Here is a 25323-nt window from a genome sequence, read left to right as displayed (position 1 = left end):
GGCCGCGACGGCGCCGCGGGCATGCGCGCCATGCACGACGCCGGCGCCCTCACCTTCGCCCAGGACGAGCACTCCTGCGTGGTCTTCGGCATGCCCCGCGAGGCCATCGCCGCCGGCGGCGTCGACGAGGTCGCCCCCCTCGGCGCCATCGCCCAGCGGCTGTGCGAGCGCGTCCAGACCGCGCGCAGGGGTTGAGGCGCGGGGGGGCCTCGATCGACCCGGGCGCGGCAGCAGCGCCGCGGCCACGCGATCCCGGCGCGGGACGGCACGCACCGGGTGCGGGTCGGGGTTCCGGCGCCGACCGTCAGCGCGCGGACCCGTCGCCCAGTCGGCGCTCCTGCGCGCGCGCCAGCCACAGCGACAGCAGCGCCCAACCCGCCGACAGGGGCACCGCGATCGCGGCCAGCCCCGCGAAGCCGATGCCCAGCGCCCCGAGCCCGGTCGAGATCCAGCCGCTCGCGGCGTCCCCACCCCGGTAGACCACGGTCTCGATCGCGTTCTTGGCCTTGTACTTGGCCTCGCGCGAGACCACGGTGAAGAGCACCTCGCGCGCCGGGCGCGCGATGGCGTAGTCGCAGGCCCGGCGCAGCGCCTGCGCGCCCGCGAGCACCCACACCGCCGGCGACCAGGCGACGGCGACGAATGCCAGCGCGGAGGCCACGGGCAGCAGCACCAGCGCCATCGCGATGCCCAGGCGCTTCATCAGGCGACCGGTGACGAAGACCTGCAGCAGCAGCGTGAGGGTCGACACGCCCAGGTCGACCAGCGCGAAGAAACGCGTGCGCGAAGCGGTGTCGGGGAACGCCTCCGTCACGATGCGGCCTTGCTCGAAGTACAGGAAGGTCGAGGCCGCCGTGTGCAGCAGCAGGTAGCCGCACAGGCCCAGCAGGTAGGGCGAGCGCACGATCAGGCCCAGCCCGGCGAACACGCCGCCGCCGATCGGGCGCGCGCCGTCGGGGTCGCCCGTCGCCACGGCGGCGCCGGACGGTCCGGAGCGCCTCGGCGGCGTCTCGTCGCGCGGATGCAGTCGCTGGAAGCACTGCAGCGCCGCCTCCAGCAGCAGCGCGGCGCCCAGCGTCAGCGCCACCGGCCCGAGCGCCGTGACCAGCGTGGCCGCCAGGGCCGGCCCGGCGAAGGTGCCGGCCGTGCCGCCCGCGGCGATGAAGCCGAACAGGCGCCGGCCCTGCGCGTTGGTGAAGCGATCGGCCAGCACGCTCCAGAAGATGCTGACGACGAACAGGTTGAAGACGCTGATCCAGACGAAGAAGACGCGCCCGACCCACGCGCCGTGGACGTCCAGCGCGATCAGGGCGCTGAAGGCCAGGATGCTGACCGTGAAGAAGCGGTAGGTCCACGGCACGAAGCGCCGTGGCGGCAGGCGCGCGACCAGGACGCCGAAGAGCGGTACCAGCGCCAGCATGGCGACGAAGGTGCCGGTGAACAGCCACTGCAACTCCTGCGCGCCGCCGGCCAATCCCAGGGCGTCGCGCAGCGGCCGCAGCAGGTAGTAGCCGCCGAGCAGGCAGAAGAACCAGGCGAAACCGAACAGCGTCGCGCGCACCTCGCCGGCCTCGACGTCGACCGCGCGGCGCAGCAGGCGGTGCGACCGCGTCATCCCGGGCGGATGCCTCGCCATGTGTCGCGCACCGGTTCGCCGTCGCCCGCCGCCGCCGCGGGCCGTCCCGCGCTCGCCGGCAGGGCGGTCTCCACGGGGCCCCGTCCCGCGGCCGGGATCGAAAGGCGGTGCCGGTGCCGAAGGAACATCGAGGAAGACTAGCAGAGGCGACCGTGGAGCGGATCGGTGGCCGCCGCCGCGTTTCGTCGCGCCGAGGTCCGGCTCCGTCGTCGACGTCGGCCACATCGTCAGCGCGAGGGCCATGCGGTCCTGCAGTTGTCCCATGGCGACAGACGGACCCTCACCCGCGACGAATTCACCCTCGGCACCGAAACCGATCCGCGCGGGCCGACGCGCATGCCGCAGGACCGTCCGCTCCGGGCAAATGGCGACGGCGGCATCGACCGACGGATGCGACGGCGGCCATCCGAGGCGACGAGGCCCCGGGACGCCAGCGCTTTCCCCGCGTCGGCGTGTCCGATCGACGGACGCCCGGTGTCCGGAAACCGGTCATGCCGGGCATCGCGGCGGCGTCAAGTCGTTGATTTCATTGGGATGCAGGCGTGGCATGGATCGTGAGATGGAAGAGGACCCGGCCGCAAGGTCACTCCCCAAGGAAACTTCCATGACGCTTTTCTCGAACCACCGCCGCCTGCACGGCCTGCTGGCCGCCTCGCTCCTGTTCGGCGCGGCCGGCGTCTTCGCGCAGCCCGCGCCCCCGCCGATCGCATCCGACACCCCGCCCGCGATGGCGAACGATGCCGCCGGTCCCGCCGCCGCCGGTCAGCCCCGGCCGCCCCGGCCAGCGGCCGATGCGGCACCCCGCGCCGGCCGTCCGGATCGGGTGGACCGGACGACCCCGCCGCGCGCCGGTGCCGTGCCCGGCCCGCGCCCGGCGCCGCCGGTCATGAACGGCGCTCCCGTGCCGCCCATGCCGGCGGCCGGGAACGGAACGTCCATGCCGCCGGTGCCACCGGCCCCTGCGACCGGCGGCCGCCCCGGCCCCGGCACACGGCCCGACGCCATGTCGGCGCCGAACCCGGCCGCGCCGGCGCGCTGACGCGCCGGTCCCGCCGGCCCGACGGCGGGAGCGCGGCGCACGCGCGTCCCGTCGCGCGGCACCGAGGCGCGGCCACCCTCCCCCGCCCACCGCGCACCGACCGGCTCGTCCTGCGCGCCGCTCCCGGGGACGGCGCGGTGGTCAGCCTGGCGCATTCCAGGAAGGCCCGTGGGTCGCCGTCGCGTAGACCTGGACGACGACGGAACCCAGCAGGCCGTGGAGCACGTCGCCTTGCGCTGCCCGACGGCTGATGACCGCCGTCAGAAGACCCTTGGCGGCGAGGTCCTGCAGCGCCCGCTCCACCCACACCTGCAGCTGCGCCGGATCGAGCTGCTCGACCTCCCGTTTTATCGCCCGGATCCGGTCTCCCGCGCCGCCCTCCTCCCGGACCTGCGCCGACGCTGGCGGGGAACCCGGCGGCAGCGCCGGCACCGGTGCGGGTGCCGACGCCGCGGCGGCGCGTCGGCGTCCCGTGCCGTCGTCGTCGCGCAGCAGCGAGCGGAGGTACGAATAGGCGTTCTCGATGTCGCACAGCTTGTCGTTGGCCGCGCGGCGCTCGAGCAGTTCGATCTTCTCGTGCACGCGCTCCTCGCCGAACTCGCCGATCAGCGATTCGATCTTGGCTTCGCGGATGCCGAGGGTCTTGCCCCGCAGCCGCAGGCCGGCATCGACGGGCTGCTCGTGGAGGTGCGGCAGGGCGTGTCGACTGCGCTTGCGCACGGCGAATTGCACCTCGATGACCACCCTGGCCTGCCGATGCTCGATCAGTTCGATCTCCAGGTCAGTCTCCCGGTTGATCTCCTCGACCGCTTCCTTCACGCGCTCGTTCTTGAACTTGCGCCATTCCCGCCGGTCGCCGCCCGGCATGTTGCTCAAGGCGTCGGTCCACCAGCCGACGGGCTTGCGGCTGGTCACGCCGCCGGGATTGTCCCGGTACCGGACGCAGATCTCGTAGAGCGCGATGGCGGCGTAGGTGCTCAGCCGCGTCAGGACGTCGAGGTCGATGCGGGCCCAGCGCTGGGGATCGCGCAAGGCCGACATGATCGATGGCGGAAAGGACCAGCTCACCCACGTCTCGCCGCGCCGCACCTCGAGCGCGACCTCCGACAGCATCGAGAAGCCGCGCCACTTCACGCCATCGCCCGGCGCCGTCGATTCCCAATCCACCTCCAGGCTGCGCATCTCGCTCAGGTAGCGCTTGGCCGCCGTGCGGTCGGTCCCGTCGGAGCCCGTGGTGCGCAGGATGGAGATGAGGGGCGCCTCGAACATGAAATCCGCCTGGGGCATGCCGGGCATCGCCAGCATGCGCGTCTGCGACACGTGGAGCAGCACGGTGTAGATGCGGCGCGCGGTCAAGGTCACGCGCGCGGAGCGCGGAACCATCACGATCATCTCGTGAGGCTTGCGGAATTCCATCCCTTCGCCAGCAACGGCGACGGACGGGAGAGCGGAGGAGCCACGGGCCGGGACTGACATCGCAGGATGCTACGTCCAAGCCCCGGTGGACGCAATGCGGGCCCACCGGCCGAGAACCGCGTAGATCACGGACACTGATGGCCGGACGAGCATGCATCGAGCGAGTAGACGACGGACGCTTGTCGCCGACGACGCCTCCACGGAGCGAGTAGATCACGGACGGAACACCGGCCATGCGCCCCTGGTCGTCGAGTAGAACGCGGACGCGGACGCGCCGAACATCACTTTCGGCCTCTTTTCCCGCGGACTTCGAGCATGGATCGGGCGTGGAGGGCACGTTCGAGGCCTGCGCGACGGCCCATCGAGCAGCCTGTGGACAAGGTTGGCGGCCCTGGGTAGATCACGGACGCCAGCCGATCAGTTCACGGACGCTATCGAGCAAAGCACGGACGCTATCGAGCAGAACGCGGACGCCCATGCCCCGGAAGTGCCGCTAACTCGTTGATCTTCAAAGAAAAAATCGTCTAAGTCCGACGACTAATCTCTTGAATGGATTTAATTTAATTGAATCCCGAGACGATGGAGGATCGAAGTCACGACCCCCTGCCGTATCAGGCGCCACCCGGCCGGCATGCGACGGCTCATTCTTCGTTTTTCCAAACGTGCTGCGCATAATCGCGCGACTTGGGATCTCGAAAGGACACATGGTGCAGATCAAACAAACGATCCGGCGGCAAACGCTGGACGACATTGAAATCCAGGCGCAGAAGATCGCCGGGATGATGGGACACATTCGCTCCGCCATGCTGGCGCCGACCGAGCAGAAGATCGCGCCGTCGCTCAGCGCGCTCCAGCTGGCCGAACTCTGCGGCGTCGACAAGGCCAAGATCGCCTACCGGTTGACACGCGGTGATCTGCCCTCGGGCAGCATCCAGGGCAACCGCCGCGAATGGAGCATGGCCGAAGCCCAGGAATGGGCACGCGATCTGCGCTCGAGCCATCTGCGGCCCACGCACGCCGCGGGCATCACCATCACCGTGGCCAACTTCAAGGGAGGGGTGGCCAAGACCACTTCGGCCGTGACCTTGGCGCAAGGGCTGTCGATGCGGGGGCACCGGGTGCTGCTGCTGGATCTGGATCCGCAGGGTTCGGCCACCACGCTCTTCGGCGTGCTGCCGGATGCGGAAGTGAATGCCGAGCACACGGCGATGCTGTTGTTCGCAGGCGAGGCCGACACGCTCGAATATGGCATCCGGCCGACCTACTGGCCGAACATCGATCTGGTGTGCGCGGCACCCCTGCTCTACGGCGCCGAATTCATCCTGCCGGCCCGTCAGTCCAAGGATCCGGGATTCGAATTCTGGCGCGTCCTGGACCGGGGCCTGGACACGATCCGGGAGAGCTACGACGTCATCGTGATCGACACGCCGCCTTCGCTGAGCTACGTGACGATCAACGCCCTGATGGCGGCCGATGGCGTGCTCATGCCCCTGCCCCCTTCGGCACTGGACTTCGCGAGTTCGGCGCAGTTCTGGGACCTGTTCTCCGACCTCTGCAACCAGCTGATCCGCAGTCGCGGAAAGAACAAGAGCTTCGAGTTCATCGATGTCCTGCTCTCGCGCGTCGAGGCATCGGACGCGGCAAGTTCGGTGGTGCGGCAGTGGGTGCTCGAGGGCTACGGCGACAAGGTGCTGCCCATCGAGATTCCCAAGACGGCCATCGCCGCGACGGCCAGCGCTGAATTCGGTACGGTCTACGACCTCCCGCGCGGCTCGGTGAATTCCAAGACGTTCGCGCGTGCGCGCGACGCCTACGACCGCATGTGCGAGCTGGTGGAGCAGCAGATCCAGGCCGTGTGGGATCAGCAACTGGCAGAGCAGGCGCAGGTCGCCGCAGGAGCCTGACATGGGATTGAAGGACAAGGCGTCGAAGATCAACTTCGCGTCGCTGATCACTCAGCACGTGCCACCGGTGGATGCGAAACAGCCCAAGACGGCGCCCGGCGCGATGATGGCCTATGCCAACGATGCCCGGTCGGAACTCATGCGGGAGAACGATCAGTTGAAGGAGCAGGCCGCCCGTGCCTCGGTGCTGGAATCGCAGCGCGACGAGGCGCTCGCCGATCTGAAAGGATGGGATGGCGCCAAGCCCACGCGGCTGCTGGACGCGGCGCAGATCCGACGCAGCCGGTTCGCCAACCGGCACCAGAGCAACTTTTCCGGTGCCAGGTTCGAGCAACTCAAGCGCGAGATCCAGGAAGCGCAGGGCAATGTGCAGCCGATCAAGGTCCGGCCGGTGAGCGATGCCGAGGGCAGGGGAGTGCTCTACGAGGTGGTCTACGGTCATCGTCGACTCGAGGCCTGTCACCAGCTCGGTCTGCCGGTGCTCGCGGTGATCGACAACCTCGACGACCGCACGCTCTTCATCGAAATGGAACGAGAGAACCGCGAGCGGGCGGATCTTTCGCCGTGGGAGCAGGGCGTCATGTATGCCCGTGCGCTGGACTGCGGCCTGTTCTCTTCCAATCGGCAACTCGCGAGCGCGCTGGGCGTCGACCACAGCAACCTCGGAAAATCGTTGGCGCTCGCGCGCTTGCCCGCGGAGATCGTCGAGGCCTTCGCGACGCCGCTCGACATTCAGCTGCGGTGGGCCCCACTGTTGAGCAAGGCACTGGAAGTCGATCCCGAAGGCACCAGGCGCAGGGCCCAAGCGCTTTCCAAGGAGCAAGGGCCTCGAGGCTCCAAAGCGGTTTTGAACCGGATCATCTCGAGCACACCGGAGCCGGCTGCTTCCAGTGCAGAAGTGACGAACCCGCTGCCCATCGCATCGGGGGGCAAACAAGCCGCGACGATCGCATTCGATTCGAGCGGTCATGCCACGATCAAGCTCAAGGTGCCATTGACCGCGCAGCAGAAACGAGCGCTGGAGAAAGTCATGCGCAACTTCATCGACTCGCTCTGAAGCGGAGATCCGTGCCGAGAGAGGGTGTGGTTCGGAACCACACCCTGGTTCGACTCGTTCGTGCCGAGGGGTGTGGTTCGGAACCACACCCTGATTCGAGCCACAGCAGAAAGGCGCTCAGACGCCATCTTGCATCGCTGCGAGAAAAGATCACGAGGCGCGGGCAAGAACACTGCGTCTCACCGCATTCAATGCGCGGGTTGAGAGTGAAACCCCATGTTCACGCAACGTGGCCCGGTCGACCACGGTCCAGCGCCGACGATGCCGCTGTCGGGTTGGCTTGATTTCGCGCAACCTTTCAAGCCCTCGAGGTTGCCACTGTGTCGACGATCCTCACGATCCACGATGGCAAGGGACGTCGCTCTCGAGTCCGATGGCATGTACCGACGCCCAGACCGGACATGGTCAGAGGGCGACCTGGGGAGGGCGGCAAACAGCCGATCCGGCACGGTTCCAGCAGAAGGTGCCAACACGCCACGTGGGTCCAACTACTTCGGATTCCCGATGACCTCGTACCTGCATGCTGGCCGAAGTCACTGAAAAGACTGCGTATCTTTGAAGTGGTTGCCAGCCATGCGGGCTGGAGACCGTCGTGTCCTGATATCGAAAAGAAGACCGAGGAGACGCAGTCGGTCTTGGCTGTCTGTCGATCATCTTTCGCGACGATGTGAACCAGACCATCAGTTGATCCGGATCCACAAGTCGGAGGTGTCCTGAATCTGATGTCCAACCGACACAAAAAATTTCGACTTCAACCCGCTCATGCCTTCAGGCTTGAGAGAAGGAAAGGAGAACGTCGTTGTTTGGAACACTTGGCTGGGTTCACCGGTATCTTGGAATTCTTCGGCCATTTGGATAAGTAATCGTCAGGACTTGGTGAAGCACTGCTGCCTGGAGAAAAAAGAAACTTAAGCAAAAAGAAAATATACTGTTGATTATGTAAATTATCAACAAATACGATCGATTAGTTTGCAAACTACCTGACCAAAAATGGCATGGCGGCGACTCGCTAAGAATTGAAGCAGAGGGGTATGAGCCGGGCTGATGTCAGAACTCAAACCCTTTGAGCAACATCTTTCGAGAACACTCCTTCGTCGAGCCGGGCACAGGCCGTCTCGTAGATCGATTCGTTTCCGCCAAGTGAAGCAACTGCTCTTCTTGCTACTTCCAAAAGCAAGCCGCAGTGCTTGACCATGGTGGCGGGCGCAACCATTCTGGACTTCGGTCCCGACAGGGTGAGCGCACCCTGCAGGTCACCCGTGATGCCGAATATCGGTACCGCCAACGAGGCCGTTTCGGGATCACGTTCCCCGTAAGAGACACGCCACAAGGGCGTCGGACCGCGTGCCGCCGAAATGCCGCTGGCGAATGACAGCAGCACCTTGCCTGAGGCGCCTTGGTCGAGCCGGAAAGCCTCGCCCACCCGAATGGAGAAGCGGACCGTGCGCGGTGGTTCAGCCCTGAAAAGCACCACCCGCTGTTCATTGCGACGAATGTAGAACGACGCGGTCTCGCCACTGGTCATGCTGAGATGGCCGAGCAGCGGCTCCACGGCTTGGGCAACTGAGAACGAACCCTGATAAATCGCGGCGAGTCACAACGGCTCAGGTCCGATCGCATACAGCCCATCGGTTGTCTTTCGGATGTAGCCGCCATGCTCGAGCGCGCCGAGCAGACGCAGGACCGTGCTCTTGTACAGGCCGGTGCGCCGCGAGAGCTCTGTCAGCGTCAAACGCGCATCCGCAACGCCGAATGCACCAAGCAGTGCGAACGCACGGTCGAGGACTGCAACGCCGCTGGTCGACTCAACGGCTTCTGGAGCAGCTTCGATTGTTTCAGTCATTTTTCTGCACTTCGAAAACAAGTTCGCCAAGTGTCTCATCGAGGCCCACGTGGGCCATGGGTGCCTGTAGGTTTCAAACCTTCCAAGGGTTAACCCCATATGGATCGCGCTCATTGCCCTTAAAGTTCTTTTAGACAGAACATTATTCTCTCAGATAGAACTTTGAGAAGATGGCAGTTTGTACCTCTTTGCGAGACATCCATGACAAATTCTTCTGCTGAGTCGTCGCAGACGATCCAACGCCACGCTGCTGCTGCGCTCGATGCAAGCTCTGCCGCGGCACCCGCGAAGGCCGGCAATTACCTGGCGGTCAGGCCAGAGTGGCTGGCCTTGCATCAGGAAGAAATCCTGGAGCCCGAACTGCCGATCATTGATGCCCACCATCATTTCTATGATCGCCCGGGATGGCAGTACCTGAATGCCGAGTACTGCGCAGACGCGACCTCGGGTCACAACGTGGTGGGGTCGGTCTACATGCAGGCACTGACTCGCTATCGTGCCGATGGACCCGATGCCTTGCGGCCGGTGGGAGAGACGGAATACGTTGCCGCCACCACGCTCCCATCTGGCACAGATGGCGTGCAGGTCGCCCAGGGCATCGTGGGGTATGCCGATCTGCGGTTGGGCGCTGAGGTGCGGCCGGTGCTCGAAGCTCACATCGAAGCGGGCCAGTCCCGGTTTCGTGGCATCCGGCATTTGACGACGTGGGATGCCGACCCTTCGCTGGTCAATCCGCTGACCGCCGCGCCTGCCGGGCTGCTGCTGGACCCGCAGTACCGACAGGGTGTCGCACAACTCGCTGAACTCGGCTTGTCCTATGACGCCTGGCTGCTCTCACCCCAACTGCCCGAGTTGCTGGATTTGGCCCAGGCGTTTCCGAACCTGCCCATCGTGATCAACCACTGCGGCGGCATCGTGCGCATCGGTTCCTACGCATTGGAACGAGGAAAAGTGTTCGACCACTGGTGGAAGTCGATCCAGGAACTGGCCCGGTTGCCCAACGTGTTCATGAAGCTAGGCGGCCTGGGCATGCGCATCAACGGTTTCGAGTTCGAAGACCTGCCTGCACCGCCGACGTCCGCCGAACTCGCACGGAGCTGGTTGCCGTGGATGCAGAGCTGCATCGAGGCGTTTGGCGCCGAGCGCTGCATGTTCGAGAGCAATTTCCCGGTCGACAAGGGTTCCTACAGCTATGCGACCTGCTGGAACGCGTTCAAGCGTCTGAGCGCCGGCGCCAGTGCCGGCGAGCGCCAAGCACTGTTTGAGGGAACGGCGCGTCGCGTCTACCGGCTTGCCTGACGCTTCTCCCGCATCGATTCGCCCTACAGACCGCCCAGGGCCGCATCTCTCACAACCTGAAAGACTTCCATGAACCCCCGATACCTTCTCTCCCGCAGCGTTCTGGCCCTCAGCTTGGTCGCCTGCACCGCCACCGGGTGGGCCCAGACGGCCTACCCGGCGCAACCGATCAAGCTGGTCGTGCCCTTTCCGCCCGCGGGTGGCACCGACGTGCTCAGCCGCGTCGTTGCCGCCGAGGTCACGCAGAAGGACAAGTGGACCTTCATCGTCGACAACAAACCCGGCGCCGGCGGCAACATCGGCCTGGACGCGGTCGCCAAGGCGAAGAAGGACGGCTACACGCTCGGCACCGGCCAAACAGCCAACTTGGCGATCAATCCGGCGCTGTACTCGAAGCTGCCCTTTGATTCGCTGAAGGACTTCGCGCCGGTCGTGCTGCTGGCATCCCAGCCACTGGTGCTGGTGGTGCGTGCGGACTCGGCCATAAAGACCGTGGCCGACGTCAAGACCCAATCACAGGCCCGGCCCCTGAACATGGCCTCGGCGGGCACCGGCACGGTCGGCCACGTGGGCGGAGAAATGTTCGCCAGGCGTGCCGGGATCAAGATCATGCACGTGCCCTACAAGGGCGCCGGCCCGGCGGTGACGGACATGCTCGGCGGCCAGACCGACATCTACTTCGCCACGCCGCCGAGCGTGCTGTCGATGATCAAGAGCGGCAGATTGCGCGCCGTGGCGGTGACGTCGCTCCAGCGCATCGACGTGCTGCCGCAGACGCCCACCGTGGCCGAATCAGGTTATCCCGGCTTCGTGGCCGAGGACTGGAAAGCCGTGGTCGCTCCGGCTGGCACGCCACCGGAAGCCATCGCACAGGTCAATCGGGTCATGAACGCTGCGCTGACGCGTCCCGAGGTCGTCGAGCAACTGCGCGAAGAAGGCAGCGTGGCACGCGGGGGCTCGTCGGCCGAACTGGGCGCCTTCATGAAAAGCGAGCACACCCGCTGGGGGACCGCCGTGCGCGAATCCGGCGCCAAGCTCGACTGACTTTCTTCCACTTCTCGATCCCGACCACGACAGGAGACCCCATGACATTCAATTCCCTTCGCCGCACCGCTCTGGCGTTCACTGCACTCACCTGCCTCGTCGGCGCGCCGGCCCTTGCGCAGCAGACCAAGCCGGTCACCATCATCGTTCCTTACTCACCGGGCGGCAGCGCCGACCTCGTGACACGCGTCATCGCCCAGTTCGCTGCGCCAGCCATGGGCTCGGCCGTGGTGGTGGACAACCGCACCGGCGGCGGCGGCGTGGTCGGGTGGGGCTCGGCGGCGCGTGCAGCACCCGACGGCCACACGCTGCTGACGGTGGAGTTGTCCTATGCGATCGCCGCTGGCTTGCTCACGACCCTGCCCTTCGATCCGCAAAAGGCGTTCACGCAGGTGACCACGGCCGTCAAAGTGCCGCACGTGCTGGTGGTCAATCCACAGGTGCCGGCCAATACGGTGCAAGAGTTCATCGCGCTGGCCAAGGCGCAGCCCGGCAAGCTCAACTACGGCTCGGGCGGCAACGGCACCAACACCCACCTGGCGGGCGAGCTCTTCAAGAGCACGACCGGTACCAACATCGTGCATGTGCCGTACAAGGGCGCCGGTGCCGTGCTCACCGACCTGATGGGCAACCAGGTGCAGGCCCTCATCACCTCCGTGCCGACCGCGCTGCCGCACATCCGCAGCGGCAAGCTGCGTCCTTTGATGGTCACGGGTGCCGAGCGCAACGTCCAACTTCCCGATGTTCCCTCCGCCAAGGAAGCCGGCATCCCGAAGATGGACATGGACTACTGGATCGGCATCGGCGCGCCCGCGGGCACCCCGCAGGCCGTGGTCGACAAGCTCAACAAGGACATCAACGCCGGCCTTGCCCAGCCGGAGGCGAAGAAGAAGATCGCCGAACTCGGCCTGACGGTGGTCGCCGGCACGCCGGCGCAGGCGACGCAGCTGGTCAACAGCGAGATCCAGCGCTGGAGCGCGGTGATCAAGCAGGCCGGCATCAAGGCCGACTGAGGAGCGCCGCCATGTTCAAGCCGCTTCGGGACATCCGCGTCCTCGACCTCACCAACGTGCTGGCCGGTCCCTTCGCCTGCCACCAGCTCGCCCACATGGGCGCCGACGTCATCAAGGTGGAGACCCGCAATGGCGGTGACCTGGCACGCCAGCTCGGCGCCGATGCCGAACTCAACCAGGGCTTCATGGGCGTGTCCTTCCTGGCGCAGAACCCGGGCAAGCGCTCCATCACCATCGACTTCAAGCACGCCGCCGGCAAGGACGTCTTCAGGAAGCTGGTGCGCACGGCCGACGTGCTGGTGGAGAACTTCCGCCCCGGCGTCATGAAGCGCCTGGGACTGGGCTACGAGGAACTGCTGGCCGAGAACCCCAAGCTGATCTACTGCGCCATCTCCGGCTTCGGCCAGACCGGGCCGTTGCGCGACCTGCCGGCCTACGACCAGATCATCCAGGGGATGTCCGGCGTCATGAGCATCACGGGTGCACCGGAGAATGCACCGTATCGCGTCGGCTATCCGATGGCCGACACCATCGGCGGCATCACGGCGGCCTTCGCGGTCGCTGCGGCGCTGGCCGACCGGGAGCGCCAGGGCGGCACCTTCATCGACGTGTCGATGCTCGAGGCGGTGATGTCGACCATGGGCTGGGCCGTCTCCAACCACCTGATCGCGGGACGCGAGCCCAAGCCGATGGGCAACGAGAACGTCACGGCCAGCCCGTCGGGCACCTTCCGCACCGGCGACGGTCTGCTCAACATCGCGGCCAACAAGCAGGAGCAGTTCGAATCCGTCTGCCGCGTGGTCGGCCGGCCCGCGCTGATCGAGGACGCGCGCTTCGTGGGGCGACAGGATCGCTTGCGGCACCGCTTCGAACTCAAGGCGCTTCTGGAAGAGGCCATGGCGGCGAAATCCACCGATGAGTGGTGGCGCCTGTTCAACGCGGCGGGCGTGCCGGCCGGTCCGGTCTACAGCGTGCCCCAGGCGCTCGAGCATCCGCAGATCGCCGAGCGCGGAATGATCGGCAGTTTCACCGACGCGCCCGGTGTGGGCCGCGACATCCGCCTCGTGCGCACCGGCTTCAAGGTCAACGGCGAGGCACCGCGCGTGGACACGCCGCCGCCTCGGCTCGGCCAGCACAGCGACGAAATCCTGGCCGAACTCGGCTACGGCGCCGCCGACATCGAGATTCTCCGCACCCAGAAGGCCGTATGACCACCCAAACCCCGAAGACCACCGAAGAAGTCCAGCAAGGCGTGCGCGACTGGTGGCGCACCTCCATCATCGACATGGCGCCAGGCGAGATCCGCTATGCCGGCTACCCGATCGAGGAACTGATCGGGCGCGTCGGCTTCGTCCAGATGATCTGGCTGATGACGCGCGGCGAACTGCCCACCAAGGGTCAGGCCCAGCTGCTGGATGCCGCCCTGATGTCGGCCGTGGATCATGGTCCGCAGGCTCCGAGCATTGCGATCGCGCGCATGGCCGCCACCTGCGGTGTCGGACTCAACAATGCGATGGCCTCGGCCGTCAACGTGCTGGGCGACGTGCATGGCGGCGCGGGCGAACAGGCCGTGGAGATGTACCAGGACATCGCCGCCCGCGTGGACGCCGGATCGTCCCTTGCCGATGCCGCCCGTGCCGGACTGGACGAGGCGATCGCGCGTCATGGCAAGTTCGTCTCCGGCTTCGGCCACCGTTTCCATCCGGTCGATCCGCGGGCGCCGCGCCTGTTGGAGTTGGTGGACGAGGCGGCCGACAAGGGGCATGTGGAGGGCCGCTTCGCGACCATCGCACGCGCAGTCGAGAACGAGCTGGCTGCGCGCAAGGGCGGCCGGCGCATCCCCATGAACATCGACGGCGCGACCGCCGTGATCTACGCCGAGCTGGGGTTTCCCGCACCGCTGGCGCGTGGACTGTTCTGTCTGTCGCGCTCGGTCGGCATCCTGGCGCACGCCTGGGAACAAACGGGGCAGGGCGGGCGAAACAAGGGGCCCATCCCACGCGAGTACATCTGGACCTACAACGGTCCTCTGCAGCGTGCGGTTCCCGACGCTGAATGAAGCCACCAGCGACCGCCGAGTCCTTCACGCCGCGATCCAGAAGGACCCGCGGCGACGAATGCTCGGTCGTCGCAGCCGTGCCTGCGTGCGGCAGGCCCTGCTACTTTGGCGCGCAAGGTGGTGACGACTGCTCGCCTGTTGTAGGCTCGACCTGCCTTTTCAACCCGCACAGAAAATTCACATGTTGCTCGCCCTGGGATATGCCATGGTGCTCATCATGACCAAGCGCATGTCGGCACTGGTGGCCTTGCCCCTGGTGACAACGAGTACGGCGATAACCAGCGTGCGTCGTTCTTGCGGGTCGTCGGACTGGTGTTTGCGATGATCGTATCGGCATTGGTACTGGGTGTGATTCCATTGGTGTCAAACGCACAACTGCTGCCGTGCCCTGGGCTTCGTTAAAAGCTTAAATGCGTCTGCCGGTCCAGTTCTTGACTCCACCCTCCTCAAGATCTCGACCTGAAACATCGCTTGAGTTGATAGCTCAAATTCTTGTTCAATAAGAAAGCCAAAAGCCAAAAGCCAAAAGCCAAAAGCCAAAAAGCCAAAAATGAAAATGCTGGGTTTTTGGCTTTCGCTTTGTTGATAGATCAGCCAAATGTGATTTATCGACTGCCGAATCGAACTTCGGTGCTGCGAGATGGCAGCTCGAAATCCGACATAGTTATCCAGCAGAAGTAGATCTGCCAACAAATTCGATCAACGCCTTCAGTTTTGTCGGCTGGTCATGTCGGCTTGGGTAGTACAGGTAGAAGCCGGGAAACGTCGGCGAAAACTTGCTCAGCACGCGTGTCAGCCGCTTGGCTTTGACCCAAGGCGCCACCAGCGCTTCGAAGGTGTAGACCAAGCCGATGCCTTCCAGTGCGGCATCGATGCCGAACAGTGAGTCGGAAATGGTCAAGCTGCCTTGCACCTCGTACTCGACCGGACGACCATCGATTTCGAACTCCCATTTGTAGATCGTCTTGGAGCCCGAACCTCGAAAGCGAACGCAGTTGTGGTGCACAAGGTCGTTGGGATGTCGTAGCGCCGACTTCCGCTTCAGGTAGTTGGGTGAACCGACCACGACCATCGTCACCGGCCCACCCAGTGGAACGGCCACCATGTCCTGCTGGACGCTCTCGCCCAGGCGAATGCCGGCGTCGAAGCCACCCTCCACGATGTCGACGAAGCCCTCGTCGTTTGTCAGTTCGATCTGAACCTGAGGGTTCTCCTGGAAGAACCCGGCGAGGCGGTGTTGCAGCACCATGGCGATCGAGACCCGTGCGGCGTTGATCCGCAGCGTGCCGGCGGGTCGGCCCTGCATCACGTTGAGTTCCTCTCCCGCTTCGACGACCTGTCCCAGCGCTGGACCCACCCGGGCGAGGTACGCCTCGCCCGCCTCGGTCAGGCTCACGCTCCGCGTGGTCCGGTTCAGCAGGCGAACGCCCAGGCGCGTCTCCAGATGTCGGATCGCCTGGCTCAGGGCGGAGGGCGACACCTCCAGTTCCGCCGCCGCCGCGCTGAACCCCTTGTGTTGCGCCACTTTCCAGAACGCGATCAATCCATCGAGCTGCTTGAGTTTCATCTTGAAGATTATCTTCAAGCGGCATGCGGTATTAGGGCATTTTTCTTTTGGGTGATGACTTCTACAGTCGGCGCCTTACCAAGGAATTTCACCCCATGCCCGGCTTGTTCGACAGCTTCACCCTCAAGGCGACCACCCTTCGCAACCGCATCGCCGCCTCGCCGATGTGCCAGTACCAGGCCGAGGAAGGCCGGATCACGGACTGGCACCTTCCCCACTACACGGCACTGGCGCGCGGCGGTGCCGGCCTGGTGGTGGTCGAGGCCACGGCCGTGTCGCCGGAAGGCCGGATCACGCCGGGCGACCTGGGACTCTGGCGTGATGCGCACACCGACGGCGTCGCGGCCATCGCCAAGGCGATCATGGACGCGGGTGCCGTCGCGGGCATCCAGCTCGGTCACGCGGGCCGCAAGGCCGGCTGCGCGCCGCCATGGGAAGGCGGTGCGCCGCTCGACCCCAGCGACCCACGCGCCTGGCAGCCCATCGCGCCGTCCGCGGTACCGCTGATTCCCGAGCAACCCCATGTGCCGCGTGCGATGAGCCTGACGGACATCCAGCGGGTCCAGCAGGACTTCGTCGATGCGGCCCGGCGTGCCTTGGCGGCCGGCTTCCAGTGGATCGAGCTGCACTTCGCGCACGGCTTCCTGGGCCAGAGCTTCCTGTCGACGCATTCGAACCAACGCACCGACGTCTACGGCGGCAGCCTGGAGAACCGGGCCCGCTTTCTGGTGGAAACCGTGGCTGCCGTGCGGCGTGTGTGGCCGGCGCACCTGCCATTGACCGCGCGCCTGGGCGTCCTGGAGTTCGACGGCCACGATGACGTGAACCTCGCCGAATCCATCCAGGTCCTGCGCTGGCTCCAGGCCGAGGGCCTGGACCTGGTGGACGTCGGCCTCGGCTTCTCGACGCAGGGTGCGGTGCCGTGGGCGCCGAACCTCCTGGTCGACACCGCGGCCCAGGTGGCACGGGACACCGGCCTGAAGGCGACCACGAGCTGGCTCATCACCGATGCGAAGGACGCCGACCGTGCCGTGCGCGAGGGTCGAATCGATTTCGTGATGGTCGCCCGGCGCCTGCTGGACAACCCGCACTGGCCGCGACAGGCCGCGCTCGAACTGGGTGTCGTCGAACCCGTCCTGCCCACGCCCTATGCGTTCTGGCTGCAGGACTGGGCGCCACAGCCTGAGTCGCTGACCACCGAAACCACCCCGGAGCCCGCATGACCCCCCGAACCCTGAACCGGCGCGAACTCATTGCCCGCGCTGCCGTTGTCGTCGGCGCCGTCCAGGCCGCCGGCCTGCCCACAGCCTGGGCTGCCTCACCCCTCCACACAGGAACGCCCACCATGAAGACTCGCAAGCTAGGTTCTCTCGAAGTCTCGGAACTCGGCGCCGGTGCCATGAGCATCAGCGCCAACTACGGACCGCCCGCAGACAAAAGCCAGGGCATCGCCGTCCTGCGCGAGGCGCATGAGCGCGGCGTCACGTTCTTCGACACTGCCGAGGTCTACGGCCCGTACACCAGCGAGGAACTGGTCGGCGAAGCGCTTGCACCGATCCGCGACAAGGTGGTCATCGCCACGAAGTTCGGCTTCGACATCGCGGGTGGCGGCCTGAACAGCCGGCCGGCGCACATCCGCCAGGTCGTCGAGGCCTCCCTGAAGCGCCTGCGGACCGATCGGATCGACCTGCTGTACCAGCACCGCGTCGATCCGGCGGTGCCGATCGAGGACGTCGCCGGTGCCGTCAAGGAACTGATCGCCCAGGGCAAGGTGCTGCACTTCGGATTGTCCGAGGCCAGCGCCGGGACCATTCGGCGCGCCCACGCGGTCCAACCCCTGGCCGCCGTCCAGACGGAGTATTCGGTGATGGAGCGCGATGTCGAGCGCAACGGCGTGCTGAGCGCCTGCGAGGAACTTGGCATCGGTTTCGTGCCCTGGGGTCCGGTCGGCATGGGCTATCTCACGGGAACCGTGGACGGCCGCACGAAGCTCGATCCCAAGACGGACCTGCGTTCGGGCTTCGAGCGTTTCACGCCGGCGAATCTGACCGCGAACCGACCGATCGTGGATGTTCTGAGAAAGGTGGGCGAACGCAGGAACGCCACGCCCGCGCAGGTCTCGCTCGCCTGGCTGCTCGCGCAGAAGGCGTTCGTCGTGCCCATTCCTGGCACCCGCAACCCGGTCCATCTGCGCGAGAACCTGGCATCGACCGGTATCCAGTTGCTTCCGGTCGACCTGGCGGAGATCGACACCGCCTTCGTGAGCACGAAGGTGCGTGGCGGACGCATGAACCCCGAGCAGATGCGCGTCGTCGACAGCGACGCGTGATGCGCTTGAACGACACATCCAAGGAACACACGATGAATTCGAATGACAAGGTCTGGTTGGTCACCGGCGCAGGCCGCGGCCTCGGAGCGGACATCGTCCGTGCGGCGCTGAAGGCTAGGCATCAGGTGGTCGCCACGGGACGCGACCCCGGCAAGCTGGACGCAGCGCTCGGCCGGCACGAGCGACTGCTGACGGTGAGGCTCGACATCACCGACGCCGACGAGGCGAGGGTGGCGACCGGAGCCGCGGTGGCGCGCTTCGGCCGCATCGATGTCCTCGTGAACAACGCAGGCAACTTCCACGCTGGTTTCTTCGAGAAGCTGACCCCATCGCAGGAGACCTGAGATGTCACCCTTTCGCCAACTCGCGCTGGAGGTCAACGGCAAGCGCCACGATCTGCAACTGGACACGCGAACCACGTTGCTCGACGCCTTGCGCGAGCACGCCTTCCTGCCGGGGACGAAAAAGGGATGCGACCAGGGCCAGTGCGGCGCCTGTACCGTCCACGTCGATGGCGAACGGGTGCTCAGTTGCCTCACGCTCGCCGCACAGGTCGAAGGTCGTTCGATCAAGACCATCGAGGGACTTCAGACCAGCGACGGACTGATGCACGTCGTACAGACTGCCTTCATCGAACACGACGCCTTCCAGTGCGGCTACTGCACGCCCGGGCAGATCATGTCGGCCGTGGCTTGCATCCGTGAAGGCCATGCGAATTCGGACGACGAGATCCGCGAGTACATGAGCGGCAACCTCTGCCGCTGCGGTGCCTATCCGCACATCGTTGCCGCCGTGCGCGATGCGGCCGGTCGCGTCAAGAAGGGAGCCGTGCTGTGAGACCGTTCGACTATCTGCGCGTCGATACCGTCGCGGCTGCGGGCGCTGAAGCCGCCCAACCTGAGTCCCGACTGCTCGCGGGCGGCACGACGCTGCTCGACCTCATGAAGCTCAACGTCGAGCGACCTGCGCGCGTGGTCGACATCACGCGCATCGCGGGCCTCGATGGCATCGTGGTGTCGGCCGATGCCGTTCGCATCGGCGCGCTTGCGAAGATGAGCAAGGTCGCCGACCATGCCGACCTCAAGGCCGCCGCGCCCGCGCTGTCGGAGAGCCTCTGGCGCGCCGCCTCGGCGCAGTTGCGCAACATGGCCTCCATCGGCGGCAACCTGATGCAGCGCACACGCTGCACGTATTTCCGAGACCCAGGCGCCTACCCGGACTGCAACAAGCGCACACCCGGTTCCGGCTGCGCGGCGCTCAATGGCGTCAACCGCAACCACGCCGTGCTCGGCACCAGCGATGCCTGCATCGCGATCTATCCGGGAGACTTCGCGGTGGCGCTGGTGGCCTTCGATGCCAGGGTCATCGTCAGGGGTGCGACCGAGCGAAGCATTCCCGCCGACGACTTCTTCCTGCTTCCCGGCCAGACACCGCATCTCGAAACCCGCCTGGTGCCCGGCGAAATGATCGTGGGCATCGAGGTGCCGCGCTCGGCGGCGATGCGACGCTCGCACTACCTCAAGGTGCGGGACCGCGCGTCGTACGAGTTCGCTGCGGCCAGCGCGGCCGTCGGGCTCGACATGGAGGCCGATGGCAGGACCATCCGCGACGTGCGCATCGCCCTCGGCGGCGTCGCGACCAAGCCTTGGCGACTGCGCGCGGTCGAGGCGTCGCTCAAGGGCAGGACCCTTGACGAAGCCACGCTGCGCGCTGCCGCCGCGGCCACCGCCGATGGCGCGAAATCGAGCGGACACAACGCATTCAAGATCGATCTGGCACCCAAGGTCGTGGCCCGTGCACTGATGACCGTTGGAGGTGTGGCATGAACCGACACGACGAACTCGAACTGAACCGCCGCGCCGTCATGAAGCTGGGCGTCGGCACCGCCGCGGTGGCGACCGCAGGCGTCGGCTTGCCGGCCGACGAGGCGGTCGCACGCGGGATCGCGCCCGCCCCTGGAGCGGCCCTCGGCGCCGCGTTCTCCCGCGCGGAAGGTCCGCTGAAGGTCGCCGGCCTGGCCCGGTACGCGATCGAGCAGAAGCTGGAGAACCTGGCCTATGGCGTCACGGTGCAATCGACGCGGCCGGCCGGGCGCATCGTCGGCATCGACACCTCGGCCGCCAAGGCGCTGCCGGGCGTGGCAGATGTCTACACGCCGCAGAATCCCTTGAAGCTGAACAAGCCGACCGTCTACAGCAAGGGCGGCGGCGCCACCGAGGAATTCACACCGCTGCAGGACGACGTGGTGCGCTTCAACGGCATGCACATCGCGCTGGTGGTGGCGGACACGTTCGAGCAGGCCACCGAAGCGGCGAGCCTTCTGAAGGTCACTTACGAAGACGCCGCGCCGATCCTGGATCTGGACGATCCGAAGGCCAAGCCGCAGACCATCGCCGACATGGGCGCCGTCTGGGGTGAGGCGCCCGCCGCACTCGCCGGCGCCGAGGTGAGGGTCGATGCCACCTACTCCACCGCCCGCGAGTACAACGTGCCGCTGGAGCCGCATGCCTGCATCGCGTCCTGGGACGACGGCAGGATCACCGTGTGGGAACCCAGCCAGTGGGTCGGCGGCGCGCGCAGCGTGGTGTCCGAATGGCTGGGCATCGACATCGAGCGCGTGCGCGTGATCTCGCCCTACGTGGGCGGTGGCTTCGGTTCGAAGATCGGCGCGCATCCGCACGTCGGCCTGGCCTGCGCGGCGTCGCGCCGGCTCGGCCGACCGGTCAAGGTGCCGCTGACGCGCCCGCAGACCTTCACCGGACTCGGTGGCCGGCCGGCGACCAGGCAGAACCTGTCGCTCGGTGCCACGAAAGACGGGAAGCTCGTCTCCATCGTGCACGAGAGCTGGAACGAGACGGCCATCGACGAGGTGCACGTCGAGGCCTGCAACAACGTGACCAAGATCATGTACGCGACGCCGAACTTCGCGTCGCGCCTGAACGTGGTCCCGGTCCATACCGTCATGCCCGGTTGGAAGCGTGGCCCTGGCGAGAACCCCAGCGCCTTCGCGCTAGAAAGCGCGATGGACGAGTTGGCCTGTGCGCTCAAGATGGACCCGGTCGCCCTGCGCTTGGCCAACTGGGCCGACAAGGACCCGAGCAATCAGTTCCCCTGGACCACGCGGCAACTGCGCGAGGCCTATGCCGCAGGCGCCAAGGCCATCGGCTGGTGGAACCGGAATCCGAAGCCGCGCTCGATGCGCGAGGGCCGCGAGCTCATCGGCTACGGCATGGCCGCTGGTGCCTATCCCATGATCCGAACCGCCAGCGAAGCGAAGATCGTGTTCCATGCCGATGGGCGCATCGAAGTGCTCAGCGCGGGGACCGACATTGGCACGGGGACCTACACCATCCTTGCTCAGACGGCGGCCGACGTGCTGGGCGTGCCGGTCGCGAACGTCGTCGTCCGGCTGGGCGACACCGTGCTTCCGCGTTCGGCACTGGCGGGCGGCTCGCAGCAGGCGAACAACCTCGCGAGTGCCGTCGACAAGGCGGCGAGAAACGCGATCGATGCATTGCGCAGGTTGGCGGCCAACGACCCGAAGTCGCCGCTGGCGACATCGAAGCCGGTGGATATCGGTTTCGAGCGCGGCACCCTTCGGCTCACCCGCCGGCCGGCCGGTGGTGTCAGCATCGCGAACCTGCTCAAGGCCGTCGGCCGGAACAGGCTGGAAGTCGAGGGCAACACTTTCGCCGCCGATGCGACCGACGCGATGAAAAATGCAGCCGACCGCAGCTTCGCGCAGCTGAAGGGCGCGGTCGAGGGCGGCGTCTCGGCGCACAGTTGGTGCGCGCAGTTCGTGGAGGTTCGGGTCGACGAGGATTTCGGCACGATCCGCGTCAAGCGGATGGTCGCCGCGTTCGACAGTGGACGGATCTTCAATCCCAAGCTCGCCGAAAGCCAGTGGATCGGCGGCATGGTGATGGGCCTGGGCCAGACGCTTCTCGAGGAAGGACGGATCGATCCGCGGGACGGCCGGACCGTGAACGCGAATTTCGCAGACTATGCCGTGCCGGTGAATGCCGACGTGCCGGAGATCCAGGTGATCTCGGTTGGTATACCGGACCTCCAGGCCACTGTCCTTGGAGGCAAGGGCGTGGGCGAGATCGGCGTGGTGGGGGTTGCACCGGCGATCGGCAATGCCGTGTTCCATGCCACTGGCAAACGCATTCGAAGCCTTCCCATCACGCTGGAAAAGATCACTTCGAGGGCGACATGAGGAGATCCGCGAACACGATGTCCATCTTCTTCAGGCAGACGTGAGATCCCGTGGTGGGCGAACGATCCGCGCGCCTACCCGTTGAATTTGCCTTGCCCGTGCCTTCAAGGTAAACCGACTTGGCGTGTTGATAACGCCCATGATCTGTGATTTATCAGCGAAACAGGATGCTTTGATCGAGCGATCGTCCTTCGCTTCGGTGCGATGAAGTTGCCTGGCCAGTCTGGCGAAACACCTCTCTCCCGGACACATAGGTAAGAAGCCGTCCTTACAATCTGACCGCTGCCACGACGAGCCCATGCCCGTTGCGGTGGTCACAGTCCGAAGGTGCCTGCCGAACCAGCCATGGTTCGGCAGGTTAAACGGGAAGCAGGTGCGGGACGTCGTCGCTGACGTCTCAAAGCCTGCGCTGCCCCCGCAACGGTCGGCGGATATGGAAACCCTCAGGCCTGCTCCCTCACAGGAGCAGGCAGCCACTGCGCATCGGCGTGGGAAGGCGAGGTGGTTCCGCTCGCGTGCATGTCATGCACTCGAACACTCCGCGAGCCCGGATACCGGCCTTCGAGACTGCCATCGGACTTGCGGGAGGGCGTGTCCGGGCCAGGAGCTCGCACGCTTCGTCGCGCGCGGCCGGTCCATTTCCTTCTCCTGCACGTCCGCCATCGGTTCGAAGCCCGCGGGGACGCGGGTCGAAGGAGAAGTCAATGAGTCGAACATCGCCCCTGCGCGATTGCGCGAGCGTGCCCGGTCGTCGCACGCGTCTGTCCAGCCTTTCGTTGAGCATCGGTCTGGCCGTCGGACCTGCCGGCGTCGTCGCCCAGCAATCCGAACGCACCTTTGGAGGCAGTGACCGGAGCCTCAACCAGGTCCAGGTCGAAGCCGATCGACACACGCCGCTCTCGATCGACCTGCCCACCGAGACCGGCAGCCGGCTGGGTCTGACGCCCTTGGAGACGCCCGCGAGCATCGAGGTGCTCGGCGGTGACCTCATCCGTGCGCGCGGTGACGTCTCGGTGGTCGAGGCCGCCACGCGCGCCACCGGCATCACCGGTTCCCCGGGTCCGGGCAACGGCGGCACCGCCATGGCGGCACGCGGCTTCTCCGGCCATGGCTCGGTGATGCAGCTGTTCGACGGCACCCGGCTCTATGCCGGTGCCGGCACCGTGACCTTTCCCTTCGACACCTGGTCGATCGATCGCATCGAGGTGCTTCGCGGCGCGGCCTCGGTGATGTACGGGGAGGGCGCCATCGGCGGCGCGATCAATGTCGTTCCGAAGAAACCGATGCAGGGTCCGATCCGGAACGAAGCCCTGCTGACGCTGGGCTCCGACGCCACCCGCCAGGTCGCTTTCGGCAGCGGTGGTGCCATCGACGACCGCCTGTCCTATCGCCTCGACGTCAGCCACCGTCGCACCGACGGCTTCATGCAGCGAGGCGATGCCGACAGCCTGGCCGTGGGCGCCGCGGTGCGGCTCGACGTCTCGCCGCGACTGAACTTCACGCTGTCCCATGACGAGGGCCGTCAGTCGGCACAGACCTACTACGGCGTGCCGCTGATCGACGGCCGCCTCGACGCCAGGACCCTGCGCCAGAACTACAACGTCGACGACGCCGAGATCCGGTACGACGACCGGTGGACCCGCCTCGACGCGCAGTGGGCGCCCGGCAGCGCCGCGACCGTGCGCAACCAGCTCTACCGGCTGGCGAGCCAGCGTCACTGGCGCAACACCGAAAGCTACACCTTCAATGCCGCGACCCGCCGCGTGGCGCGCGGCGACTACCTCCAGATCGGTCACGACCAGGAACAGATCGGCAACCGCACGGACGTCACGCTCCGGCACGACCTGCTCGGCCTGAACAACCAGGTGCTCGTCGGGCTCGACGTCAATCGCATCGATTTCCAGCACACCAACGACTCGCCCTACGGCGCACGCTCGACGGTCGACCCTTTCGTCTTCGACGCAGGCCTCTACGCTTCGCCGGTGGCCTACACGCCGCGCTATCGCACCCGCACGAACACCCATGCGTTCTTCGCCGAGGACAAGCTGGAATTCAACGATCGCTGGTCGGTGGTGGGCAGCGTTCGCTGGGACCACGCGAAGGTCGAGCGCGCGGATCTCCTCAATGCGGCCAACACCATCGACAAGACCTTCGAGTTCCCCACGGGACGTCTCGGCGTGGTGTATGCGCCTGACGTTGCGCAATCCTTCTATGCCCAGGTGGCGCGGGCGGCCGATCCGCTGACCTCGCTGATCACCACGTCCGCCACCCAGGTGCCCTTCGACCTGAGCACCGGCCGGCAGGTGGAGGTGGGCTACAAGCGGCAGCTGGCGCAGGAGAGGGGCGCCTGGACCGTGGCCGCCTACCGCATCGAGAAGGACAGGCTGCTCTCGCGCGACACGTTCAATCCGAACCTCACCCAGCAGATCGGCAGGCAGTCCTCCGAGGGCATCGAAGCCACGCTCGACTGGGCCTTGACCTCGACCCTGCGGCTCGAAGCCAACGTCGCGAAGCTGCGCGCACGCTACGACGACTTCAACGAGGTGGTGGGTGGCGCCCTGATCTCGCGGACCGGCAACACGCCCACGGGAGTGCCCGAGCAGGCGGCCAACCTCTGGCTGCGTTGGCGCTTCCTGCCGCAGTGGGAGGCCGACGTCGGCGTGCGCCATGTGGGTGCGCGGCAGGTCGACGCGGCCAACACGCGCCAGATCGGCTCCTATGCGGTGGCCGACGGTGGCGTGAGCTGGCGCGCGAGCCCGTCGCTGCGGTTCGCGCTGCGCGGCCACAACCTCGGCGATCGCCGCTACCCGGTGTCGTTCTCCAATGGCGGCAATCAGTGGCTCCTGGGCCGGCCGCGCGCGGTCGAGCTCTCGGCGCTGGTGAACTTCTGACGCGCGG

Annotated in this window: 20 protein-coding genes, 1 pseudogene and 1 riboswitch; of the genes and pseudogenes, 16 read left to right on the top strand and 5 right to left on the bottom strand. The window is 66.3% G+C overall.

Annotated elements, in window-relative coordinates:
* Window positions 1-195, top strand: a 195-nt coding sequence (locus ABID77_RS17865; RefSeq protein WP_429598618.1) for a chemotaxis protein CheB, incomplete at its 5' end; no start/stop codon positions are given.
* A 109-nt stretch (window positions 196-304) separates the two neighbouring features.
* On the opposite strand, the gene ABID77_RS17860 is transcribed toward ABID77_RS17865, so the two are convergent.
* Window positions 305-1615: an NTP/NDP exchange transporter gene (locus ABID77_RS17860; RefSeq protein ID WP_429598616.1), complete on the bottom strand. Its 1311-nt coding sequence runs from the start codon at window positions 1613-1615 to the stop codon at window positions 305-307.
* Between the two features lie 625 nt (window positions 1616-2240).
* Between ABID77_RS17860 and ABID77_RS17855 the strand changes: the two genes are divergently transcribed.
* Window positions 2241-2675: a hypothetical protein gene (locus ABID77_RS17855; protein WP_429598614.1), complete on the top strand. Its 435-nt coding sequence runs from the start codon at window positions 2241-2243 to the stop codon at window positions 2673-2675.
* 141 nt (window positions 2676-2816) lie between these two features.
* Here the strand turns inward: ABID77_RS17855 and ABID77_RS17850 are convergent, their stop codons facing one another.
* Window positions 2817-4058, bottom strand: coding sequence for a replication initiation protein (locus ABID77_RS17850; RefSeq protein ID WP_429598612.1), 1242 nt, complete (start codon window positions 4056-4058; stop codon window positions 2817-2819).
* A 737-nt stretch (window positions 4059-4795) separates the two neighbouring features.
* On the opposite strand from ABID77_RS17850, the gene ABID77_RS17845 reads away from it, so the two are divergent.
* Together ABID77_RS17845 and ABID77_RS17840 are read left to right on the top strand one after the other, a co-directional pair.
* A complete protein-coding gene (locus ABID77_RS17845; protein ID WP_429598610.1) occupies window positions 4796-5995 on the top strand; it encodes a ParA family protein in 1200 nt (399 codons plus the stop codon).
* A gap of 1 nt (window position 5996) precedes the next feature.
* Window positions 5997-7052 carry a ParB/RepB/Spo0J family partition protein gene (locus ABID77_RS17840; protein WP_429598608.1) on the top strand — a complete coding sequence of 352 codons (1056 nt, stop codon included), beginning with the start codon at window positions 5997-5999 and terminating at the stop codon, window positions 7050-7052.
* 680 nt (window positions 7053-7732) lie between these two features.
* Here ABID77_RS17840 and ABID77_RS17835 read toward each other — a convergent pair.
* Window positions 7733-7903, bottom strand: coding sequence for a hypothetical protein (locus tag ABID77_RS17835; RefSeq protein ID WP_429598606.1), 171 nt, complete (start codon window positions 7901-7903; stop codon window positions 7733-7735).
* 203 nt (window positions 7904-8106) lie between these two features.
* A pseudogene (locus ABID77_RS17830) lies at window positions 8107-8895 on the bottom strand (IclR family transcriptional regulator).
* 201 nt (window positions 8896-9096) lie between these two features.
* Here ABID77_RS17830 and ABID77_RS17825 point away from each other — a divergent pair.
* From ABID77_RS17825 to ABID77_RS17805, 5 genes are all read left to right on the top strand, one after another.
* Window positions 9097-10194, top strand: a complete 1098-nt coding sequence (locus ABID77_RS17825) for an amidohydrolase family protein (protein ID WP_429598604.1) — start codon at window positions 9097-9099, stop codon at window positions 10192-10194.
* Between the two features lie 69 nt (window positions 10195-10263).
* Entirely contained in the window at window positions 10264-11238 is a 975-nt protein-coding gene (locus tag ABID77_RS17820) for a Bug family tripartite tricarboxylate transporter substrate binding protein (RefSeq protein ID WP_429598602.1), read from the top strand.
* A 41-nt stretch (window positions 11239-11279) separates the two neighbouring features.
* Window positions 11280-12251 carry a Bug family tripartite tricarboxylate transporter substrate binding protein gene (locus ABID77_RS17815; protein ID WP_429598600.1) on the top strand — a complete coding sequence of 324 codons (972 nt, stop codon included), beginning with the start codon at window positions 11280-11282 and terminating at the stop codon, window positions 12249-12251.
* A gap of 11 nt (window positions 12252-12262) precedes the next feature.
* Window positions 12263-13462, top strand: a complete 1200-nt coding sequence (locus ABID77_RS17810) for a CaiB/BaiF CoA transferase family protein (protein WP_429598598.1) — start codon at window positions 12263-12265, stop codon at window positions 13460-13462.
* A complete protein-coding gene (locus ABID77_RS17805; RefSeq protein WP_429598596.1) occupies window positions 13459-14310 on the top strand; it encodes a citryl-CoA lyase in 852 nt (283 codons plus the stop codon). Before ABID77_RS17810 ends, ABID77_RS17805 begins: the two co-directional genes overlap by 4 nt.
* A 664-nt stretch (window positions 14311-14974) precedes the next feature.
* On the opposite strand, the gene ABID77_RS17800 is transcribed toward ABID77_RS17805, so the two are convergent.
* Window positions 14975-15877, bottom strand: coding sequence for a LysR family transcriptional regulator (locus ABID77_RS17800; protein ID WP_429598594.1), 903 nt, complete (start codon window positions 15875-15877; stop codon window positions 14975-14977).
* A gap of 95 nt (window positions 15878-15972) precedes the next feature.
* Between ABID77_RS17800 and ABID77_RS17795 the strand changes: the two genes are divergently transcribed.
* The 7 genes from ABID77_RS17795 (at window position 15973) to ABID77_RS17765 (ending at window position 25316) form a co-directional block, all read left to right on the top strand.
* Window positions 15973-17100: an NADH:flavin oxidoreductase/NADH oxidase gene (locus tag ABID77_RS17795; RefSeq protein WP_429598592.1), complete on the top strand. Its 1128-nt coding sequence runs from the start codon at window positions 15973-15975 to the stop codon at window positions 17098-17100.
* Between the two features lie 122 nt (window positions 17101-17222).
* Entirely contained in the window at window positions 17223-18206 is a 984-nt protein-coding gene (locus ABID77_RS17790) for an aldo/keto reductase (RefSeq protein WP_429598632.1), read from the top strand.
* 32 nt (window positions 18207-18238) lie between these two features.
* Window positions 18239-18550: an SDR family oxidoreductase gene (locus tag ABID77_RS17785; protein WP_429598590.1), complete on the top strand. Its 312-nt coding sequence runs from the start codon at window positions 18239-18241 to the stop codon at window positions 18548-18550.
* A gap of 1 nt (window position 18551) precedes the next feature.
* Window positions 18552-19043: a (2Fe-2S)-binding protein gene (locus ABID77_RS17780; RefSeq protein ID WP_429598588.1), complete on the top strand. Its 492-nt coding sequence runs from the start codon at window positions 18552-18554 to the stop codon at window positions 19041-19043.
* Complete coding sequence (locus tag ABID77_RS17775) at window positions 19040-20032, top strand: FAD binding domain-containing protein (protein ID WP_429598586.1); 993 nt, start codon at window positions 19040-19042, stop codon at window positions 20030-20032. Before ABID77_RS17780 ends, ABID77_RS17775 begins: the two co-directional genes overlap by 4 nt.
* Window positions 20029-22425, top strand: coding sequence for a xanthine dehydrogenase family protein molybdopterin-binding subunit (locus ABID77_RS17770; protein WP_429598584.1), 2397 nt, complete (start codon window positions 20029-20031; stop codon window positions 22423-22425). The genes ABID77_RS17775 and ABID77_RS17770 overlap by 4 nt, the downstream gene beginning before the upstream one ends.
* A gap of 309 nt (window positions 22426-22734) precedes the next feature.
* Window positions 22735-23002, top strand: a riboswitch (cobalamin riboswitch).
* Between the two features lie 199 nt (window positions 23003-23201).
* Entirely contained in the window at window positions 23202-25316 is a 2115-nt protein-coding gene (locus tag ABID77_RS17765; protein WP_429598582.1) for a TonB-dependent receptor, read from the top strand.
* Window positions 25317-25323: the final 7 nt, after the last annotated feature.

Source organism: Variovorax sp. PvP013, assembly GCF_050435945.1.
In the GTDB taxonomy this organism is placed as follows: Bacteria; Pseudomonadota; Gammaproteobacteria; order Burkholderiales; family Burkholderiaceae_C; genus Variovorax.
The sequence above is the reverse complement of the archived record's forward strand: the minus strand, read 5'-3'. Positions and strand labels throughout refer to the sequence as shown.

What these genes read in the sequence shown, in the direction of transcription:
- ABID77_RS17790 (WP_429598632.1), top strand. Translation starts at nt 17,223, where the DNA reads ATGAAGACTCGCAAGCTAGGTTCTCTCGAAGTCTCGGAACTCGGCGCC.
- ABID77_RS17820 (WP_429598602.1), top strand. Translation starts at nt 10,264, where the DNA reads ATGAACCCCCGATACCTTCTCTCCCGCAGCGTTCTGGCCCTCAGCTTG.
- ABID77_RS17850 (WP_429598612.1), bottom strand. Translation starts at nt 4,058, where the DNA reads ATGGTTCCGCGCTCCGCGCGCGTGACCTTGACCGCGCGCCGCATCTAC.
- ABID77_RS17800 (WP_429598594.1), bottom strand. Translation starts at nt 15,877, where the DNA reads ATGAAACTCAAGCAGCTCGATGGATTGATCGCGTTCTGGAAAGTGGCG.
- ABID77_RS17795 (WP_429598592.1), top strand. Translation starts at nt 15,973, where the DNA reads ATGCCCGGCTTGTTCGACAGCTTCACCCTCAAGGCGACCACCCTTCGC.
- ABID77_RS17785 (WP_429598590.1), top strand. Translation starts at nt 18,239, where the DNA reads ATGAATTCGAATGACAAGGTCTGGTTGGTCACCGGCGCAGGCCGCGGC.
- ABID77_RS17845 (WP_429598610.1), top strand. Translation starts at nt 4,796, where the DNA reads ATGGTGCAGATCAAACAAACGATCCGGCGGCAAACGCTGGACGACATT.
- ABID77_RS17840 (WP_429598608.1), top strand. Translation starts at nt 5,997, where the DNA reads ATGGGATTGAAGGACAAGGCGTCGAAGATCAACTTCGCGTCGCTGATC.
- ABID77_RS17815 (WP_429598600.1), top strand. Translation starts at nt 11,280, where the DNA reads ATGACATTCAATTCCCTTCGCCGCACCGCTCTGGCGTTCACTGCACTC.
- ABID77_RS17805 (WP_429598596.1), top strand. Translation starts at nt 13,459, where the DNA reads ATGACCACCCAAACCCCGAAGACCACCGAAGAAGTCCAGCAAGGCGTG.
- ABID77_RS17855 (WP_429598614.1), top strand. Translation starts at nt 2,241, where the DNA reads ATGACGCTTTTCTCGAACCACCGCCGCCTGCACGGCCTGCTGGCCGCC.
- ABID77_RS17860 (WP_429598616.1), bottom strand. Translation starts at nt 1,615, where the DNA reads ATGACGCGGTCGCACCGCCTGCTGCGCCGCGCGGTCGACGTCGAGGCC.
- ABID77_RS17770 (WP_429598584.1), top strand. Translation starts at nt 20,029, where the DNA reads ATGAACCGACACGACGAACTCGAACTGAACCGCCGCGCCGTCATGAAG.
- ABID77_RS17810 (WP_429598598.1), top strand. Translation starts at nt 12,263, where the DNA reads ATGTTCAAGCCGCTTCGGGACATCCGCGTCCTCGACCTCACCAACGTG.
- ABID77_RS17835 (WP_429598606.1), bottom strand. Translation starts at nt 7,903, where the DNA reads ATGGCCGAAGAATTCCAAGATACCGGTGAACCCAGCCAAGTGTTCCAA.
- ABID77_RS17825 (WP_429598604.1), top strand. Translation starts at nt 9,097, where the DNA reads ATGACAAATTCTTCTGCTGAGTCGTCGCAGACGATCCAACGCCACGCT.
- ABID77_RS17780 (WP_429598588.1), top strand. Translation starts at nt 18,552, where the DNA reads ATGTCACCCTTTCGCCAACTCGCGCTGGAGGTCAACGGCAAGCGCCAC.